The following is a 15607-nucleotide window of genomic DNA, read 5'->3' on the forward strand; positions in this document are numbered from 1 at the left end:
CCCCTCCCCCTCAGGGGGCGCGGCGCGGCGAGGTGTGACCGCCGGTGGACGGCGGGACACTGGGCGGTGGGGTCGCGCGTCCGCCGAGCCCCGGGGGGTCGTCGTGGGGGGCCGCTCGCGATCAGGTGGTGTGAGACATGACCGAGGTGCTGTTGGCCGTCGGAACCGAGAAGGGCCTCTTTCTCGGCCGCAGCCGCGACCGGCTGGACTGGGAGTTCAGCGGGCCGCACTTCCCGATGAACGCGATCTACTCCGTCTCGATCGACCGCCGCGAGGGCCGCACCAGACTGCTGGTCGGCGCCGACAGCAGCCACTGGGGGCCCTCGGTGTGGCGCTCCGACGACCTCGGCGCCCGCTGGCACGAGCCGGCCCGGCCGGCGATCCGCTTCCCCGAGTCGACCGGCGCCTCGCTCACCCGGGTCTGGCAGCTCCAGCCCGCCGGGCCGGAGGCCCCCGGGGTGGTGTACGCGGGCACCGAACCCGCCGCGCTGTTCCGCTCCACCGACGGGGGCGAGAGCTTCACCCTGGTCGAAGCGCTCTGGAACCACCCCCAGCGGTCCGCGTGGGGCGCCGGCTACGGCGGCCAGGGCCTGCACACCGTCCTCACCGACCCGCGCGACCCGCAACGGCTGCTGGTCGCGGTCTCCAGCGGCGGCGTCTACCGCAGCAAGGACGGCGGCGACAGCTGGGAGCCCTCCAACACCGGCCTGCGCGCCGAGTTCTTCCCGGAGGAGCGCCAGTACCCCGAGTTCGGCCAGTGCGTGCACAAGATCGCCGCCGACCCGGTCCACCCCGACCGGCTCTACCTCCAGAACCACGGCGGGGTCTACCGCAGCGACGACCGGGGCGGGAGCTGGCACTCCATCGCGGACGGCCTGCCCGCCGAGTTCGGCTTCGCGGTCGCCGCCCACCCGCGCCGCGGCGACACCGCCTACCTCTTCCCGCTCGGCGGCTCGGACGACCGGATCCCGCCCGGCCGCCGCTGCCGGGTCTTCCGCACCACCGACGGCGGCACCAGCTGGCAGCAACTGGCCGACGGGCTGCCCGGCGAGGACCACTACGGCATCGTGCTGCGCGACGCCCTGCGCACCGACGACGCCGACCCGGCCGGGATCTACTTCGGCAACCGGACCGGCGACGTGTACGGCAGCCGCGACGAGGGCGAGACCTGGTCACTGCTGGTCTCCCACCTGCCGGACGTGCTCTGCGTCCGGGCGGCGGTGGTGGGCTGAGCGACCGGCGGCCGGGCCGGTGGGCCGAGCGACCGGCGGCCGGGCCGGTGGGCCGAGCGACCGGCGGCCGGGCCGGTCGAAAACCGGTTGCCGGGGCGCTCCGGTTCTGGTGAGCATGGGCCGCCGACGAACGATCTCGTGATTCTCGTGATTCTCGCGAAGTGGGGTGGGGCCATGCCCGAAACGGACTGGGTGATCAGGCACGACGGCGCCGGAGCGCCGGTGCTGCGGTACCAGCAGGGCGAGCGGGAGGGACGCCCCTGGGCCGACCTGCTGGAGGTGCTGGACGACTCGGCGGACGCCGTGGCGTACGTCCGCGCAGAGCTGGCGGGCTGGGTGGTCTCCGGCAGCCCCGAGCTCGGGCAGCGGCTGCTCGCGCAGGGGGCGACGGCCCTGCGCCACGCCCACACCTTCCGGCGGGACCTGCGCGCCGATCCCCCGCCCGCCGACTGGGCCGGGGCCCCGCTGCGGGAGGGGCTGCGGGCGGTGCCCTGCGACCGCGCGCCCGAGGAGCTGCTGGAGCCGTGGCGGGCCGCCTTCGACCCGGCGCACGTGGACCACTTCCCCGGGGACGACGCCCGGGCCCTGGCCGAGCGGATCGGCCCGCTGCTGGCCGGGAGCGCCATCGGCCCGGTGCTGCCGTCCAGCCTGCTCGCCGTGGACGCCGAGGACCGGGTGGTCGGCGCCGCCGTGCTGACCGATCGCGACGGCCTGCCCTGGGTCGCGGAGGTCTTCCGCCACCCGCGGCGCGGCTACCGCGGCCTCGGCGCCGACCTGCTCCGCCGGGCGGTCGCGGACGCCGCCGGGCGCGGGCTGGCCGACGTGCACCTGGTGGTCTCCGAGGGCAACCCGGCCCGCCGGGTCTACGAGGCCCTGGGATTCGAGCTGCGGGAGACCTCGCTGACCGTGATCGTGCCGGACGCCGCCTGAGGCCCGCCGGGCCCAAGGCCCTGAGCCCTGAGCGCTGAGTCCTGAACCCTGAGCCGCGGGCGCCAGGGCTCAGGGCCGGGCCAGCTCCAGGACGGCGATCCCGCCGAGGACGGTGAACGCGGCGGTCAGCCGCAGCCGCCCGAGGCGCTCGCGGAACACCACGGTGGCGATCAGCGCGGCGATCACGATGCTGGTCTCGCGCAGCGCCGCGATCGTCGCCAGGTTGCCCCGGGACTGCGCCCAGACCACCAGGCCGTACGCCGTCAGCGAGAGCACCCCGCCGAGGACCCCGACCGGCAGCACCCCGCGCATCCCGGTGAGCAGGGTGCGGCCGCGCCGGGCCCAGACCACTGCGACGAGCGCCGGCCCCTGGAGCAGGAACAGCCAGGCCACGTACCCGCCGACGGTGCCGGCGTGCCGGACGCCGCTGCCGTCCAGCACCGTGTACCCGGCGATCATCGCCCCGGTGCCGGCGGCGGCCGTGAGAGCGGGCAGCTGCGCCCGCCCGGGTATGCCCTGGGCGAAGGCCAGCCCGATCAGCCCGCAGGAGATCACCACCACGCCCGCCAGCTCGCCCGCGCCCAGGTGCTGGCCGAGCACCGTGACCGACAGCAGGGCGACCAGCAGCGGCGCCGAACCGCGGGCGATCGGGTACATCTGCCCGAAGTCGCCCAGCTGGTAGGCCCGCAGCAGCAGGACCGTCGAGACCGTCTGGACCACCGTGGAGGCCAGCAGGTACGGCCAGGCGGCGGCCGCCGGCAGCGGGTTGACCGCCACCAGCACCACCGCGCAGGCGGTGTACGTCAGGTTGATCAGCGCGAAGCCGACCATCTTGTCCGGGATCCGGTGCGCCAGCCCGTTCCACACCGCGTGCAGCACGGCGGCCGTGAGCACGGCCAGCGGCACGGCCGATCCGATTTCTGACATGGCGAAGCTCCCCTCCCGTCAGCCTGCCGGATTTCCGGCGGCGCTGGAACTGGATTCCACGCTACCCTAGAGCCATGGAAGAACGTTCCGAATTTTTCACGCCCCTGGAATCCCAGCTGGCCGCGCAGATCCGGGCCAGGCTCGGCGAACTGCGCGGCACCGAGGCGCGGGTCGCCCGGGTGGTGCTGGACCGGGGCGCCGAACTGGTGCACCTGAGCGTCAGCGACGTGGCGGCGCTGGCCGGGACGGCACCCTCCTCGGTGGTCCGGGCCTGCCAGCGGCTCGGCTTCCGCGGCTTCCAGGAGTTGAAGATCGCCGCGGCCCTGCACGCCCCGGCCGCCCCCGCCGCGGAACCGGCCGCGGACGCCGACGACCCGGCCGCCCGGGCCCTCGCCGACACCCTGCGCGCCGCCCGGGCCGCCCTGGAGGGCATCACCGCCACGCTCGGCCCGGACGACCTGCGGGCCGCCGCCGAACTGCTGGACGACGCCCCCCGGGTGCTGCTGGTCGGCACCGGGCTGTCCGGCGCCGTCGCTCTGGACATCGCCTACCGGCTGCGGGCGCTCGGCCTGGTGGTGGACGCCCCGGCCGACTCGATGACCGCCCAGCTGGTCGCCGCCGGGCTGCCGCCGGGCGCCGTCTGCCTGGCCGTCAGCCACACCGGCGCCACCCACAGCGTGGTGGCCGCCGCCCGGGCCGCCCGGGCGTCCGGGGCCGAGGTGCTGGCGCTCACCAGCTACGCCCGCTCACCGCTCACCGAGACGGCGACCTGCGTCCTGGTCGCGGGCGGGCAGGACCTGGTCTTCGGTCTGGAGACCACCGCCAGCCGGCTGGCCCACCTGGCCGCCGTGGACGCGCTCGCCCAGACCCTGCTGGCGCTGCGCGGGCCCCGCGCGGAGCAGGCCCTGCGGCTCGCCGCCGACGTCTGCGCGGACTACGTGTACTGACCCCGGCGATCAGGACGGCTACGTGCTGGGCCGGTGGGCGCCCTCGATCCGGGCGCCGCGCACCACGACCATGGTCAGGCCCACCGCGACCAGCAGCTCCGCCCAGAAGAACGCCGCGTAGTCCAGCAGTGAGCCGATCGGCGGGCTGCCGGGCGCGGCGTTGCGCATGCCGACCAGCGCGAACAGGGTGGCCGCCATCCAGCTCAGGGCCGGCCAGACGATCCCGCGCCGCTGCCGGACGATCAGCCAGGCCGCCACCAGGACGGACAGCGCCAGTGCCCACATCGCCGCCATCATGAACCAGGCCAGGATGTAGGTGCTGCGCGAGCGGCTGATCTGCTCGGTGACGGCGATGCCGAGGCCGTCGGTCTCCTTCTCCCCCTGGGTGAAGGCGAAGAACGGGTCGGCCTCCTGGATCCCGATCGTCACCGGGACCGGCCGCCCCCCGACGGTGGCCCGGAAGCCGACCTGCGCGCGGTAGCCGTCGAAGGGGTAGTCGGTGACCCGCCCCTCGGCGAGGCTGAACGACACCGGGCTGGAGGGGATCGGCTGGCCGGCCGGGTACTTGAGCACGGTCTGCTCCAGCGAGGTGGTCTCCAGCGCCACGTCCTGCGCCGGGATCTGCTGGATGCCGGACGTCCCCAGGGCGCCGTGCGGCACCACCAGGATCTTGGCGGCGACGGTCTGGGCGGCCGCGTCGACCCGCTGGAGCACCACGTCGACCTCCAGGAAGTCCGACGGGTGGTCGACGCCCACCTCCTGGGCCCGACCGCGGGTGGAGCGCTCGTCGGAGTAGAGCACCAGGCCGGCGGCCACGAACAGCACGATCGCCACCAGCACGGCGTACGCCCGCCAGGGGCGGACCTTCGGCCGGGTGGCGCTCGTGGCGCGCACCCGGGCGTCGATGCGGACCTTGGGCCGGGCGGTCGGACGCAGGGGCCGGACGGCCCTGCGGTGCGGCGGCGTGCTCATCGACCTGCTCCCACGGTCGGCGGCGGCGGCACCTGCTGCCGCCCGTCCCGCCAGCGTCGGCACGCTACCACCTGCTCCGCAACCGGGGCGGGCCGCCCGGGGCCTCCCCGCGGACGCGGAAAACACGCTGGTCGGAGCCGCTGTGTAGGCTCATCCGTCATGGCGAGGGTGACACGGGACGATGTGGCGCGGGTGGCGGGGACGTCCACGGCGGTCGTGAGTTATGTGATCAACGACGGACCGCGTCCAGTGGCACCGGCCACCCGGGCGCGGGTGCTCGCGGCGGTGGAGGAGCTCGGCTACCGGCCCAACCGGGTCGCCCAGGCGATGGCCCGCCGCCGGACCGACCTGCTCGGCATGGTCGTGCCGGACGCCCGGCAGCCCTTCTTCGCCGGGCTCGCCCACGCCGTGGAGCAGGCCGCCACCGAGCACGGCCGGCTGCTGCTGATCGGCAACTCCGACTACGCGGACGAGCGCGAGGCGCACTACATCCGGGCCTTCCTGGGGATGCAGGTGGACGGGCTGATCCTGGTCACCCAGGACCCGGCCGCCCCCGGGCTGAGCGGCTTCGACTCGGCCGACGGCACCCCGGTCGTGCTGCTGCACCACCGCACCGAGAGCGTCGACGGCGTGGCCGTGGTGGCCGACGACGAGGGCGGCGCCCGCGAGGTGGTCCGCCACCTGCTCGACCACGGCCACGCCGAGGTGCACTGCTTCGGCGGCACCCTGGCGCTCAGCCCGCTCGACCCGGTCACCGGGCGGACGGCCGGCTGGGCCGAGGCGCTGGCCGAGGCCGGGCTGTCCACCGACGGCCGGCTCACCCCGGCGCCCTTCGACCGGGTCCGGGCGCACGCCGAGGCGCTCACCCTGCTGAGCCGGCCCGACCGGCCGTCCGCCGTCTTCTGCGCGACGGACGACCAGGCGATCGGCCTGCTGCGAGCCGCCGACGACCTGGGCATCCGGGTGCCCGAGGAGCTCGCGGTGGCCGGGTTCGACGACATCGCGGAGGCGGTGATCGCCGGACCGGCGCTGACCACCGTCACCACCGCGCAGGACGAGATGGCCCGGGCCGCGGTGGACCTGGTGCTCGGCGGCCCGGAGCGCCGCGCCGCCGGGGCCCGGACCTTCCCGGCCCGGCTGGTGCTGCGGCGCTCCTGCGGCTGCCCGGCCGGCGGTGCCGGGCAACAGCCCTAGACCGCAGGTCAGTTGAGCTGGAAGGTGGCCTCGACCGGGTAGTGGTCGCTGGGCGCGTTGGTGTCCGGCTGCCCCGGTACCCAGCCGGCCTGGGGGTCGAAGTCGACCTTCACGTCGGACATCGAGTTCGGCACCGGGCGGCCCGGGGCGTTGAGGTAGCCGAGGTAGTCCAGGTCGTCCCGGTAGTCGGTCGGAAAGGTCTCCACGCCCGCCATGTACTGGCACCAGGAGGAGACCGGGCAGTCCATGGTGGTGCGGGTCTGGTTCGGGGCGGTGGCCGGGGTGCCGAGCACGCCGTTGACCGCGTTCTGGGCGTTGGCGTAGTCGCCGCGGGCCTGGCCGTGGAAGTACTCGACGTTGAGGTCGCCGCCGATCAGCACCGGCGCGCCGCTGCCCACGATGCCGTCGACCCAGGCGCGGATCTCGGCGAGCTGGCCGAGCCGGGTGGACTGGGTGGCGTCGGTGGAGGTGTCGGCCTCGTCCGCCTGGAGGTGGGTGCCGACCACCCACGCGGTGCTGCCGTTCTTCTTCACCTGCACCAGCGCCGCGCCCTTGTTGGCGTGGTAGTCCCAGGTGCCGTAGGTGGAGTTGCTGAACACGTGGGCGTACTGGGCGGTGATCGGGTACTTGGAGAGGATCATCGTGCCGCCGTTGATGACGAACCACGAGTTGGAGCAGTTGCCGCTGACGCCCGTCCAGCCGCCGCCGGAGCAGGTCCCGCCGACCACCGGGGTGCGGTACGGGTAGAGGTCGGCGAGCTTGGCGTTGATGTCGGCGGTCGAGCTGTTGTTGAACTGCTCGTCCAGGACGACCACGTCGGCGTTGTGCTGCCGGACGATCTGCTCGATCACCGGGGTGCGGCGGGCGGCCTGCTCGTTCTGGGTGCTGTCGACGATCGCGGTGCCGAGGTCGACGTTGAAGGCGAGGACGGACAGCGCGGTGGGGCTCGCCGCGGTGGTGGCGGAGGCGCTCGGGGCGGTGCCGCCGAGCAGCAGTGCGGCGGCGGCCGCCGAGGTGAGGGCGGTGGCCGTGCGGCGCGAGAGCATGGGCGTTCTCCTGGGGGTCCGTCAACCGGTGGGGTTCCGGGCGGGCCGGGGTGACCGGCCGCCGGTGATTGGCGGGGGAACGCTAGCTACTGCTCGGTACGTCGGGAAGAACGCCAGGCGATCAGTTGCGATCGCTCCTGTGGCGCTGAGATGTCTGTACAGCTCAGGGCCGTCGGCCGACAAGATGTCTGTACACCCTGGTACCCGCCGCCGGCCGGCCGGCGAACGGCCGTCAGCCGTCCGACAGTTCGTCCGCGAGCAGGTCCATCAGCAGGTTGTCGTGCCAGGTGCCGTCCGAGCCGCGCTCGTACTGGCGCATGGTGCCGACCGGGCGGAAGCCGACCTTGGTGTAGCAGCGGATGGCGGCCAGGTTGTCCGCGGCCGGGTCGATCACCAGCCGGTGGTAGTGGTGGTCGTGCACCAGGTGCCGGGCCAGGGTGCGCACGGCGTCCGTCCCCAGGCCCAGACCGTGCACCGAGGGGTCGAGGAAGATGTCCATCCCGGCGTGCCGGTACTCGTCGTCGTTCTCGGCGTACCACTGCACGGCGCCGACCACCCGGCCGCCCACGTCGATCGCGAAGGTCTCGGTCTCGGGGGCGTCCAAGTCCCGGGCGACCTCGTCGACCAGGTCGTCACCGCCCCGCCAGCGGGCGAACACCTCGGGCGTGCTGCGGATCGCCACCAGTGCCGGGATGTCGTCGGCGGTGGCCGGGCGGAGGGTGACCAGGGTGCCGTGCAGAATCGTCCCCATATGGGGCATGTTGGCACGGAAAGCCGCCTCTGGCCAGCGGTTTTCCAGGGGCCTCGCCCGGCACCGCGGCACGGGGCGGGCCGGGGCCGCGAGCCGGGCGGTCAGCCCGCGGCGGGCCGCTCCTGGTCGCCGAGCGGGCCCAGCCAGACGGCGGTGACGGCACTGACGTAGCGGGCGCCGCAGTGGTCGTCCGGGACGACCAGCTGCGGGCCGTCCGCGTCCAGCGGGGCGCCGTCCATGCTGGTGGCGAGCAAGATCCGGCGGCCGCCGAAGTCCGGGTCGATCTCGGCCCAGGAGACCACCGCCCGGTGGCCGTCCGCACCGACCACGTTGAGCAGGAAGCGCAGCCGCTGCTTGCGGCCGGAGAAGTCGATCCGGGGCCGGGCGGCGAGCAGGACGTCCAGCAGGGCCGGGCCCTCGTAGCCGTGCCGCTGCTCGCCCTCGGTCAGGCAGTCGAAGCTGACCTCGACCCGGTGCGCGGGGAGGGTGCGCAGTTGCTCGACGGTCAGCTCGGCCGGCTCGTCGAGGTGGCCGTGCAGCCGGACGGTGGGTGGTGCCGGGGTCACGCCGGGGCCGGTCCGGATCATGGCGCTCCTTCCTCCCGGGCCGCGCCACTGCGGCCCGGGAGGAGGACTACCCGAGGGGCAGCTCCGACATTCGCGGTTGCGGCGCTGAATGCCCTCATTCAGCGGCAGCTGAGATGACCGGGCGACGGTTCAGCTCGCAGGTGCGAGACCGGTCGCGGTGCACGCCGGAGGCCGCGGCGCCCGCCGGAGGAGAAGGACCGGCGCGCCCCGCACACCGATTCAAGCAACCCGGCAATCGGGCGGACCACTGGTTCCGCACACCGGTCACGGGGCCCTCGGCTGGATGATCCGACAAGAAGATTCGCGGTTGTTCCACTGGCATTTACGATGCATATGCGTCGGCATCCCTCTCATCTGCGAGAGGAAGCGACGCGGCGCACCAGAGCGACACCCCTGGCGAGAGCGAGCGAAAGATGATCGTCGGCGACCTGCTGCACCTCGACGACCTGTCCATCCGGCTGGCCTGGGGCACCCCCGACCTGCTCGACCGCCCGGTCACCGGCGTCAGCTCCACCGACCTCCAGGACCCGGCCCGCTACCTCCAGCCCGGCGAACTCGTGCTCACCGGCCTGGTCTGGTGGCAGCCCGCCGACGCCTCCGGCGCGCTGCGCTTCGCCACCGCGCTGCGCAGCGCCGGGGTAGCAGCCCTGCTGGCCGGCGAGGGCACCCACGGCAGCATCCCGGACGGCCTGGCCGAGGCCTGCCGCACCCACGCCATCCCGCTGCTCGCGGTGCCCGCCGGGGTGAGCTTCCGGGCCGTCACCGACCGGGTCTACCTGCGGCTCTGGGGCGACCTGCGGGCCGGGGCGCAGGACACCGCGGCGATCCCGGAGACCGTCCGCAGCGAACTGCTCGACCTGGTCCGCACCGAGGCCGCGCCCGGCCAGGTGCTGGCCCGCGCGGTCGGCCGGCTCGGGCTGCCCGAGTGCTCGATCACCACCGCCGGCGGCCGCCCGGTGGCCGGCCCGCCCCAGCCCGCACCGGCCGCCGGTCGCGGCGGACCCGGGCTGCCGGTCGGCCCGCAGGACGGCTCCCCGTTCGACGGCTGGCGGCTGCGGGCCCACCCGCACACCCCCGCCGTGGAACCGGCGCTCCAGGGCCTCGCCGACCTGCTCGCCCCGCTCGCCGCCCGCGCCCGGGCCGCGGCCGGCACCCGGCGGCGGGCCGCCGGACGGCTGCTGGACGCGTTGGCCGACGACGCCGGACTCACCGAACCGCTCGCCGCCTGCGGGCTGGCCGAGACCGGCCCGCTGGTGGCGGTCACCGCGCGGATCGAGCCCGGCCGGGCCGGCGACGAGGCGCCGGTCGACTGGGCGGCGCACGCGCTGGCCGAGGCCCTGCACCCGCTGGACGTCCCGTACGCGGCCGGCACCGACCGCACCGGGCTCACCGCCGCACTGGTGGCCGCACCCGCCGAGCGGGTCGCCGAACGGCTGCGCCGGGCCCGGCCCGCCCTCCAGGCCCGGCTGACCGGCCGGCGCACCCTGCGGATCGGCGTCGGCCCGGCCGCCCCGGCCACCCCCCAGGCGCTGCGGGCGGCCCTGGTGCAGGCCCGGTACGTGTTGGCGGGCGCCCCCGGCCCGGTCGGCAGCACCGCCGAACTGGACTCCCTGGACGGGCTGTTGCGCGGCATCCCGCCCGAGGTGACGGCCGCCTTCCACGCCCGACTGCTGGCCCCGCTGACCGCCCACGACGCCGAGAACGGCGTCTCGCTGCTCGGCACCCTGGCGGTGTTCCTCGACCACGACGGCTCCTGGGCGCGGACGGCCGAGCAGCTCCACATCCACGTCAACACCGTCCACTACCGGATCCGCCGGATCGAGGAGCTGACCGGCCGCAACCTGGCCCGCCTCCGCGACCGGACCGACCTGCGGGCGGCACTGCTGTGCGCGCCGGCGGCGGCCGTCCGGTGACCGCCCGGTGACCGCCGTCCGGTGACCGCCCGGACGACGAGCAGGGCCCGGACGGACGACAGGTAGGAAAAAGATTCTTCCCGGCCGATGTCGATCCGGCGCCGGCCCGATCGACGCAGGGGTGAGCGGCGGGGAACGGCCCCGCCCGCAGGACCGAGGAGTCACCATGCCGCGCTTCATGTCACTGATCCGGATCGACGAGAGCGCCCGGGGCGACTGGGAGCCCGACCCGGGGTTCGAGCAGCGGATGGGGGCCCTGTTCGAGGAGATCACCAGGGCCGGGGTGATGCTGGACACCGCCGGGCTGACCCCGACCGCTCAGGGCACCCGGGTGACCTGGGCCGACGGGAAGGTCGGCTACACCGACGGGCCGTTCACCGAGACCAAGGAGGTCATCGGCGGCTACGCGATCATGCAGTGCAAGGACAAGGCGGAGGCGCTGGAGTGGACCAGGCGCTTCCTGCAGACCCACCCGGCGCACTGGCAGGTCGAGGCGGAGGTCCGGCAGCTCGACGAGGCGCCGCGGCCCCCGCAGTAAGGGCGGTAGGGCGGTAGGGCAGTAAGGGCCGTAGCGACCGTGGCGCACGTTGCCTCCCGCTCCGCCGGCTGCTCTGATGGGTGGCCGTGACGGAGAGGGAGGCGACGGCGGTCGTCGAGGCGGCATACCGGATCGAGTCCGCGCGGATCATCGCCGCGGCCGCGCGGATCGTCCGGGACGTCGGCCTGGCCGAGGAGTTGGCGCAGGACGCGCTGGTGGCCGCGCTGGAGCAGTGGCCGCGCGACGGCGTGCCGGACAACCCGGGCGCCTGGCTGACGGCCACCGCCAAGCGGCGGGCGGTCGACCTGGTGCGCCGCCGGGAGGTCTACGCCCGCAAACTCGCCGAGGTGGGGCGGTCGCTGGAGGACGCGCCGGAGCCACCGGAGCCGTCCGGCCCGGACGACATCGACGACGACCTGCTGCGGCTGATCTTCACCGCCTGCCACCCGGTGCTGTCGGCGCAGGCGCGGATCGCGCTCACCCTGCGGCTGCTGGGCGGGCTGACCACCCCGGAGATCGCCCGCGCCTTCCTGGTGCCGGAGGCGACGGTGGCCCAGCGGATCGTCCGGGCGAAGCGGACGCTGGCGAAGGCGGGCGTGCCGTTCGAGGTGCCGTACGGCGAGGACCGGGCGCAGCGGCTGTCCTCGGTGCTGGAGGTCGTCTACCTGATCTTCAACGAGGGCTACTCGGCCACCGCCGGGGACGACCTGCTGCGCCCGCAGCTGTGCGAGGACGCCCTGCGGCTGGCCCGGGTGCTGGCCGCGCTGGTGCCCGGGGAGCCGGAGGCGCACGGGCTGGCCGCGCTGCTGGAGTTCCAGGCCTCCCGGACGGCCGCCCGCACCGGCCCCGACGGGCGGCCGGTGCTGCTGGCCGAGCAGAACCGGGCGCGCTGGGACGGGCTGCTGATCCGACGCGGCTTCGAGGCGTTCGGGCGGGCGGGCAGCGGGCCGTACTCGGTGCAGGCCGCGATCGCCGCCTGCCACGCCAGGGCGCGGCGGTACGAGGACACCGACTGGGCGACGATCGCCGCGCTGTACGAGCGGCTGCTGGTGCTGACGCCCTCACCGGTGGTGGCGCTGAACCGGGCGGTGGCCGTCTCGATGGCCCGGGGCCCGGCCGCCGCCCTGGAGCTGGTGGACGCCCTGGCGGCGGAGCCGGCGCTGCGCGACTACCACCTGCTGCCGAGCGTGCGGGGCGACCTGCTGGCCCGGCTGGGGCGGACGGCCCAGGCCCGGGCGGAGTTCGAGCGGGCGGCGGGGCTGACCCGCAACGAGCGGGAGCGGGAGCTGCTGCGGGAGCGGGCGGCCGCACTGGGCGACAGGCCCTAGCTAGGGGGTGTCGTCCTGGCGCAGGCGGGCGCTGACCGCGCCGAGGCCTTCGGCGAGGACGGCGAGCTGCTCGCGGGTGAGCACGTCGATCAGCAGCTCGCGCACCAGGGCGACGTGGCCGGGGGCGGCCTGGCGGAGCGTCTCCCGCCCCTGGTCGGTGAGTTCGGCGATGACGCCGCGCACGTCACTGGGGCAGGAGCGGCGGCCGACCAGGCCCATCCGCTCCAGTTGGGTGACCTGGTAGGTCAGGCCGCTCTTGGAGGTGACCAGCTTGTCGGCGAGTTCGGTCATCCGCAGCGAGTCGCCGGGGGCGGCGGACAGGTGCACCAGGATCTCGTACTGCTGGTGCGAGAGGCCGGAGTCGTCCTTGAGCTGGCGCTCCAGCCGCCGGTTGAGCAGGTTGCTCGCGACGACGAAGCCCCGCCAGGCGGCCATCTCGTCCTGGTCGAGCCAGCGGGGTTCGTTCAGTGAGGACATGGGGTGAAGCCTACTCCTGTTGTTCAAATTCGAACGAAGGTGTACCGTCCCGGAGTAGAGGTTCAAATTTGAACTACCCACTCGTTCCCCTTGAGGAGGACACCTTGAGCACCGCGGCCCCCGAGCGCATGCCCGCCCTGTACCTCTCGCACGGCGCGCCGCCGCTCGCCGACGACCCGATCTGGCCGGGCCAGCTGGCCGCCTGGTCCGCCGACCTGCCCCGGCCCAAGGCCGTCCTGATGGTCTCCGCCCACTGGGAGGAGGCCCCGCTGGCCGTCGGCGCCGTCACCACCGTCCCGCTGGTCTACGACTTCTGGGGCTTCCCCGAGCACTACTACGCCGTCCGGTACGCCGCCCCCGGCGCCCCCGAGCTGGCCGAGCGCGTGCGCAAGCTGCTGCGCGCCCCCGGCACGCCCGTCCAGGACATCCCCGACCGCGGGCTCGACCACGGCGCGTACGTCCCGCTGGTGGAGATGTTCCCGGAGGCCGACGTCCCGGTGCTGCAGATCTCCCTGCCCACCCTGGACCCGCAGCGCCTGCTGGAGATCGGCCGCCGGCTCGCACCGCTGCGCGACGAGGGCGTGCTGATCATCGGCAGCGGCTTCTTCACCCACAACCTGCGGGCGCTCAACAGCGACGGCCGGACCAGCTCGGTGATGGCCGAGTTCGACGACTGGGGCAGGCGCGCCCTGGACGCCCAGGACCTGGACGCGCTGCTCGACTTCGAGCGCAAGGCCCCGGCCGGGCGGCTCGCCCACCCGCGCACCGAGCACTTCGCGCCGCTGTTCGTGACCCTCGGCGCCGGCGAGGCCGACCTCGGCAGCCAGCGCAGCGTGATCGACGGGTTCTGGATGGGGTTGGCCAAGCGGTCGATCCAGCTGGGCTGAACGGGTGAGCCCGGCGCGCTACAGCGAGCAGCAGGTGAAGCGCTCGCCGATGTGCTCGGGCTGCTCGATCTCGTCCACCAGGGCGACCGCGTAGTCCGGCACCGAGATCCGGCTGTGGCCCCCGGCGTCCGTGAGCAGTTGCTCCAGGCCGGTCCGGTAGCGGCCGGTCCGCTCCCCCGGGCCGATCTCGGCCGCCGGGCTGAGCACCGTCCAGCGGACGTCGGAGACGGTCCGGTAGTAGTCCAGCGCCTCGCCGTGGGCGTGCATGATCTGCAGGATCGGCTCCGGCAGGCCCGGGGTGTCCCAGACCCGCACGCCCGGGGCGGTCTCCAGGCTGCCCGCGCCGCCGACCGCGATCAGGCGGGGCGCGGCGCCGTCGGCGACCGCCCGCAGGCCCTCGACCAGTGAACGGGCGGCGGGCTCGATCAGCGCCAGGTGGCCCGGGCCGTCGCCGCCGCCGACGGCGCTCACCAGGACGTCCCGGCCGGCCGCCACCCGGGCCACGTCGGCCGGGTCCAGCACGTCGCCGCGCTCCACCCGGGCCGCCGCGCCCCGGTAGCGGTCCGGCTCGCGGACCACGGCGGTGACCTCGTGCCCGCGGGCCGCCGCCTCCGCGACGACGGCGCTGCCGATGCCGCCATTGGCGCCGATCACGGCGATTTTGGCCATGGGGTACCTGCCCGGTGCTCGGAGGGTGGCCTCGCTTCTCACTGGCCTCAGACAGCTCGATTATCGGACGGAAGCGCGAACGGCCGCCCGCGCAGGCCCCGGTGGAACGGACCTCGGCGGGCGGCCGTACTGCGGGGCGCGCCGGTGGTTCAGGACGCGCCGGTGGCGGTGCGCTCGGCCTGGCTGCGCTCGACGCACAGCTCGTTGCCCTCCGGGTCGGCCAGGGTGACCCAGCCGGTGCCGTCCGGGCGGCGCTGGTCCGACACCACCGTGGCGCCCAGGGCGAGCAGGCGCTCGACCTCCTCGTCACGGCTGCGGTCCTGCGGCTGGAGGTCCAGGTGGACCCGGTTCTTCACGGTCTTGCCCTCGGGCACCCGGATGAACAGCAGATCGGCACCGGCGGACTTCACCACCGCCTCCGGGTCACCCAGGTTGTCGTCCTCGGCGAGGGTGCCGTCCAGCACCTTCGCCCAGAAGTCCGCGAGGGCGAACGGGTCCGCGCAGTCGATCGTCACATGACGTACCAGAGAAGCCATGGGCTCACTCTGGCCGGTGCCGTTCGGTCGTGTCCAGCCTTTTCCGGCAGTGCCGGTGCCCGTCCAGCGGGTACGACGGCGGGAAGGCCGGGACGACCTCCGCGAACGCGTAGCCGCTCTTCTCCGCGACCCGGCAGGAGGCGTCGTTGTCGCCCTCGTGCAGCAGGTCGATCCGGAGCAGGCCGTCCGCGGCGAAGGCCTCGAAGGCCCAGACGGTGAGCGCCTCCACCGCGCGCGGGGCGACGCCCCGGCCGCGTGCCGCGGCCGCCGTCCAATAGCCGACCTCGGCCCGCTCGCCGCCCGGGGTACCGCGCTTGAGCACCACGTTGCCGACCAGCTCGCCGGCTTCGAGGACGGCGAAGGCGTACCGGGTGCCGTTCGCCCAGCCCTCGTACTGCACGGCCAGCCAGTGCGCGGCGCGCTCCGGGCCGTCCGGGTAGGTCCGGGTGTAGCGGCGCAGCGTGCCGTCCCGGTAGGCCTCGATCAGGGCCGGGGCGTCAGCGTCCTCGAAGGGGCGCAGCAGCAGGCCGTCCGCCGTCGGGAAGGTGGTCAGGGCCGGGTCGGGTCGGTGGTGGTTCATGGTGCTCTCCCCCTGGGTTCGGAACCGCTGCGCGATCTCCCTGACGGACGGCCGGCCACCGCTCGACGGTTGCGGCTTGACCTTGACGCTGGC

Annotated in this window: 17 protein-coding genes; 8 read left to right on the forward strand and 9 right to left on the reverse strand. The window is 74.7% G+C overall.

Going from position 1 to position 15607, the window contains the following annotated elements; genetic code table 11:
• Nucleotides 1-137: 137 nt before the first annotated feature.
• Both ACFXOZ_RS08460 and ACFXOZ_RS08465 read left to right on the forward strand, forming a co-directional pair.
• Nucleotides 138-1232: a WD40/YVTN/BNR-like repeat-containing protein gene (locus ACFXOZ_RS08460; RefSeq protein WP_380588576.1), complete on the forward strand. Its 1095-nt coding sequence runs from the start codon at nucleotides 138-140 to the stop codon at nucleotides 1230-1232.
• A 174-nt stretch (nucleotides 1233-1406) separates the two neighbouring features.
• Entirely contained in the window at nucleotides 1407-2162 is a 756-nt protein-coding gene (locus ACFXOZ_RS08465) for a GNAT family N-acetyltransferase (RefSeq protein ID WP_375891251.1), read from the forward strand.
• A gap of 69 nt (nucleotides 2163-2231) precedes the next feature.
• Here the strand turns inward: ACFXOZ_RS08465 and ACFXOZ_RS08470 are convergent, their stop codons facing one another.
• Nucleotides 2232-3089, reverse strand: coding sequence for an EamA family transporter (locus ACFXOZ_RS08470; protein WP_375891249.1), 858 nt, complete (start codon nucleotides 3087-3089; stop codon nucleotides 2232-2234).
• Between the two features lie 74 nt (nucleotides 3090-3163).
• On the opposite strand from ACFXOZ_RS08470, the gene ACFXOZ_RS08475 reads away from it, so the two are divergent.
• A complete protein-coding gene (locus tag ACFXOZ_RS08475) occupies nucleotides 3164-4036 on the forward strand; it encodes a MurR/RpiR family transcriptional regulator (RefSeq protein WP_375891247.1) in 873 nt (290 codons plus the stop codon).
• Between the two features lie 18 nt (nucleotides 4037-4054).
• On the opposite strand, the gene ACFXOZ_RS08480 is transcribed toward ACFXOZ_RS08475, so the two are convergent.
• Nucleotides 4055-5008, reverse strand: a complete 954-nt coding sequence (locus tag ACFXOZ_RS08480; RefSeq protein WP_375891245.1) for a DUF4436 family protein — start codon at nucleotides 5006-5008, stop codon at nucleotides 4055-4057.
• Between the two features lie 159 nt (nucleotides 5009-5167).
• Here ACFXOZ_RS08480 and ACFXOZ_RS08485 point away from each other — a divergent pair, with 159 nt between their 5' ends.
• Nucleotides 5168-6202 carry a LacI family DNA-binding transcriptional regulator gene (locus ACFXOZ_RS08485; RefSeq protein WP_380588580.1) on the forward strand — a complete coding sequence of 345 codons (1035 nt, stop codon included), beginning with the start codon at nucleotides 5168-5170 and terminating at the stop codon, nucleotides 6200-6202.
• Nucleotides 6203-6210: 8 nt separating this feature from the next.
• Here the strand turns inward: ACFXOZ_RS08485 and ACFXOZ_RS08490 are convergent, their stop codons facing one another.
• The 3 genes from ACFXOZ_RS08490 to ACFXOZ_RS08500 all read right to left on the reverse strand — a co-directional run bounded on the left by ACFXOZ_RS08490 (nucleotide 6211) and on the right by ACFXOZ_RS08500 (nucleotide 8586).
• Nucleotides 6211-7248 carry a sphingomyelin phosphodiesterase gene (locus ACFXOZ_RS08490; RefSeq protein ID WP_380588583.1) on the reverse strand — a complete coding sequence of 346 codons (1038 nt, stop codon included), beginning with the start codon at nucleotides 7246-7248 and terminating at the stop codon, nucleotides 6211-6213.
• A gap of 232 nt (nucleotides 7249-7480) precedes the next feature.
• Nucleotides 7481-7999 (reverse strand): GNAT family N-acetyltransferase, encoded by a 519-nt coding sequence (locus ACFXOZ_RS08495; protein WP_375891239.1) that lies wholly within the window; start codon nucleotides 7997-7999, stop codon nucleotides 7481-7483.
• Between the two features lie 101 nt (nucleotides 8000-8100).
• Nucleotides 8101-8586 (reverse strand): molybdopterin-dependent oxidoreductase, encoded by a 486-nt coding sequence (locus ACFXOZ_RS08500; protein ID WP_375891237.1) that lies wholly within the window; start codon nucleotides 8584-8586, stop codon nucleotides 8101-8103.
• Between the two features lie 413 nt (nucleotides 8587-8999).
• Between ACFXOZ_RS08500 and ACFXOZ_RS08505 the strand changes: the two genes are divergently transcribed.
• The 3 genes from ACFXOZ_RS08505 (at nucleotide 9000) to ACFXOZ_RS08515 (ending at nucleotide 12365) form a co-directional block, all read left to right on the forward strand.
• Nucleotides 9000-10499, forward strand: a complete 1500-nt coding sequence (locus ACFXOZ_RS08505) for a PucR family transcriptional regulator (RefSeq protein WP_380523501.1) — start codon at nucleotides 9000-9002, stop codon at nucleotides 10497-10499.
• Nucleotides 10500-10665: 166 nt separating this feature from the next.
• Entirely contained in the window at nucleotides 10666-11037 is a 372-nt protein-coding gene (locus ACFXOZ_RS08510; RefSeq protein WP_375891234.1) for a YciI family protein, read from the forward strand.
• Between the two features lie 86 nt (nucleotides 11038-11123).
• Nucleotides 11124-12365 carry an RNA polymerase sigma factor gene (locus ACFXOZ_RS08515; protein ID WP_380588586.1) on the forward strand — a complete coding sequence of 414 codons (1242 nt, stop codon included), beginning with the start codon at nucleotides 11124-11126 and terminating at the stop codon, nucleotides 12363-12365.
• Here ACFXOZ_RS08515 and ACFXOZ_RS08520 read toward each other — a convergent pair whose 3' ends face one another.
• Nucleotides 12366-12833 (reverse strand): MarR family transcriptional regulator, encoded by a 468-nt coding sequence (locus ACFXOZ_RS08520; protein ID WP_360237449.1) that lies wholly within the window; start codon nucleotides 12831-12833, stop codon nucleotides 12366-12368.
• A 113-nt stretch (nucleotides 12834-12946) separates the two neighbouring features.
• Between ACFXOZ_RS08520 and ACFXOZ_RS08525 the strand changes: the two genes are divergently transcribed.
• A complete protein-coding gene (locus tag ACFXOZ_RS08525) occupies nucleotides 12947-13729 on the forward strand; it encodes a dioxygenase (protein ID WP_380588589.1) in 783 nt (260 codons plus the stop codon).
• An 18-nt stretch (nucleotides 13730-13747) separates the two neighbouring features.
• Here ACFXOZ_RS08525 and ACFXOZ_RS08530 read toward each other — a convergent pair whose 3' ends face one another.
• From ACFXOZ_RS08530 to ACFXOZ_RS08540, 3 genes are all read right to left on the reverse strand, one after another.
• Nucleotides 13748-14398, reverse strand: coding sequence for an NAD(P)-dependent oxidoreductase (locus ACFXOZ_RS08530; RefSeq protein WP_380588592.1), 651 nt, complete (start codon nucleotides 14396-14398; stop codon nucleotides 13748-13750).
• Nucleotides 14399-14547: 149 nt separating this feature from the next.
• Nucleotides 14548-14934 (reverse strand): VOC family protein, encoded by a 387-nt coding sequence (locus ACFXOZ_RS08535; protein WP_380588595.1) that lies wholly within the window; start codon nucleotides 14932-14934, stop codon nucleotides 14548-14550.
• Nucleotides 14935-14938: 4 nt separating this feature from the next.
• A complete protein-coding gene (locus ACFXOZ_RS08540) occupies nucleotides 14939-15514 on the reverse strand; it encodes a GNAT family N-acetyltransferase (RefSeq protein ID WP_380588598.1) in 576 nt (191 codons plus the stop codon).
• Between the last annotated feature and the right edge of the window lie 93 nt (nucleotides 15515-15607).

This window comes from Kitasatospora sp. NPDC059160 (assembly GCF_042755465.1).
GTDB lineage: Bacteria > Actinomycetota > Actinomycetes > Streptomycetales > Streptomycetaceae > Kitasatospora.

Excerpts from the sequence above, each read along its gene's own strand:
- ACFXOZ_RS08480 (WP_375891245.1), bottom strand. The coding sequence starts at position 5,008 with ATGAGCACGCCGCCGCACCGCAGGGCCGTCCGGCCCCTGCGTCCGACC.
- ACFXOZ_RS08465 (WP_375891251.1), top strand. The coding sequence starts at position 1,407 with ATGCCCGAAACGGACTGGGTGATCAGGCACGACGGCGCCGGAGCGCCG.
- ACFXOZ_RS08500 (WP_375891237.1), bottom strand. The coding sequence starts at position 8,586 with ATGATCCGGACCGGCCCCGGCGTGACCCCGGCACCACCCACCGTCCGG.
- ACFXOZ_RS08540 (WP_380588598.1), bottom strand. The coding sequence starts at position 15,514 with ATGAACCACCACCGACCCGACCCGGCCCTGACCACCTTCCCGACGGCG.
- ACFXOZ_RS08475 (WP_375891247.1), top strand. The coding sequence starts at position 3,164 with ATGGAAGAACGTTCCGAATTTTTCACGCCCCTGGAATCCCAGCTGGCC.
- ACFXOZ_RS08490 (WP_380588583.1), bottom strand. The coding sequence starts at position 7,248 with ATGCTCTCGCGCCGCACGGCCACCGCCCTCACCTCGGCGGCCGCCGCC.
- ACFXOZ_RS08460 (WP_380588576.1), top strand. The coding sequence starts at position 138 with ATGACCGAGGTGCTGTTGGCCGTCGGAACCGAGAAGGGCCTCTTTCTC.
- ACFXOZ_RS08470 (WP_375891249.1), bottom strand. The coding sequence starts at position 3,089 with ATGTCAGAAATCGGATCGGCCGTGCCGCTGGCCGTGCTCACGGCCGCC.
- ACFXOZ_RS08485 (WP_380588580.1), top strand. The coding sequence starts at position 5,168 with ATGGCGAGGGTGACACGGGACGATGTGGCGCGGGTGGCGGGGACGTCC.
- ACFXOZ_RS08535 (WP_380588595.1), bottom strand. The coding sequence starts at position 14,934 with ATGGCTTCTCTGGTACGTCATGTGACGATCGACTGCGCGGACCCGTTC.
- ACFXOZ_RS08505 (WP_380523501.1), top strand. The coding sequence starts at position 9,000 with ATGATCGTCGGCGACCTGCTGCACCTCGACGACCTGTCCATCCGGCTG.
- ACFXOZ_RS08495 (WP_375891239.1), bottom strand. The coding sequence starts at position 7,999 with ATGGGGACGATTCTGCACGGCACCCTGGTCACCCTCCGCCCGGCCACC.
- ACFXOZ_RS08510 (WP_375891234.1), top strand. The coding sequence starts at position 10,666 with ATGCCGCGCTTCATGTCACTGATCCGGATCGACGAGAGCGCCCGGGGC.
- ACFXOZ_RS08530 (WP_380588592.1), bottom strand. The coding sequence starts at position 14,398 with ATGGCCAAAATCGCCGTGATCGGCGCCAATGGCGGCATCGGCAGCGCC.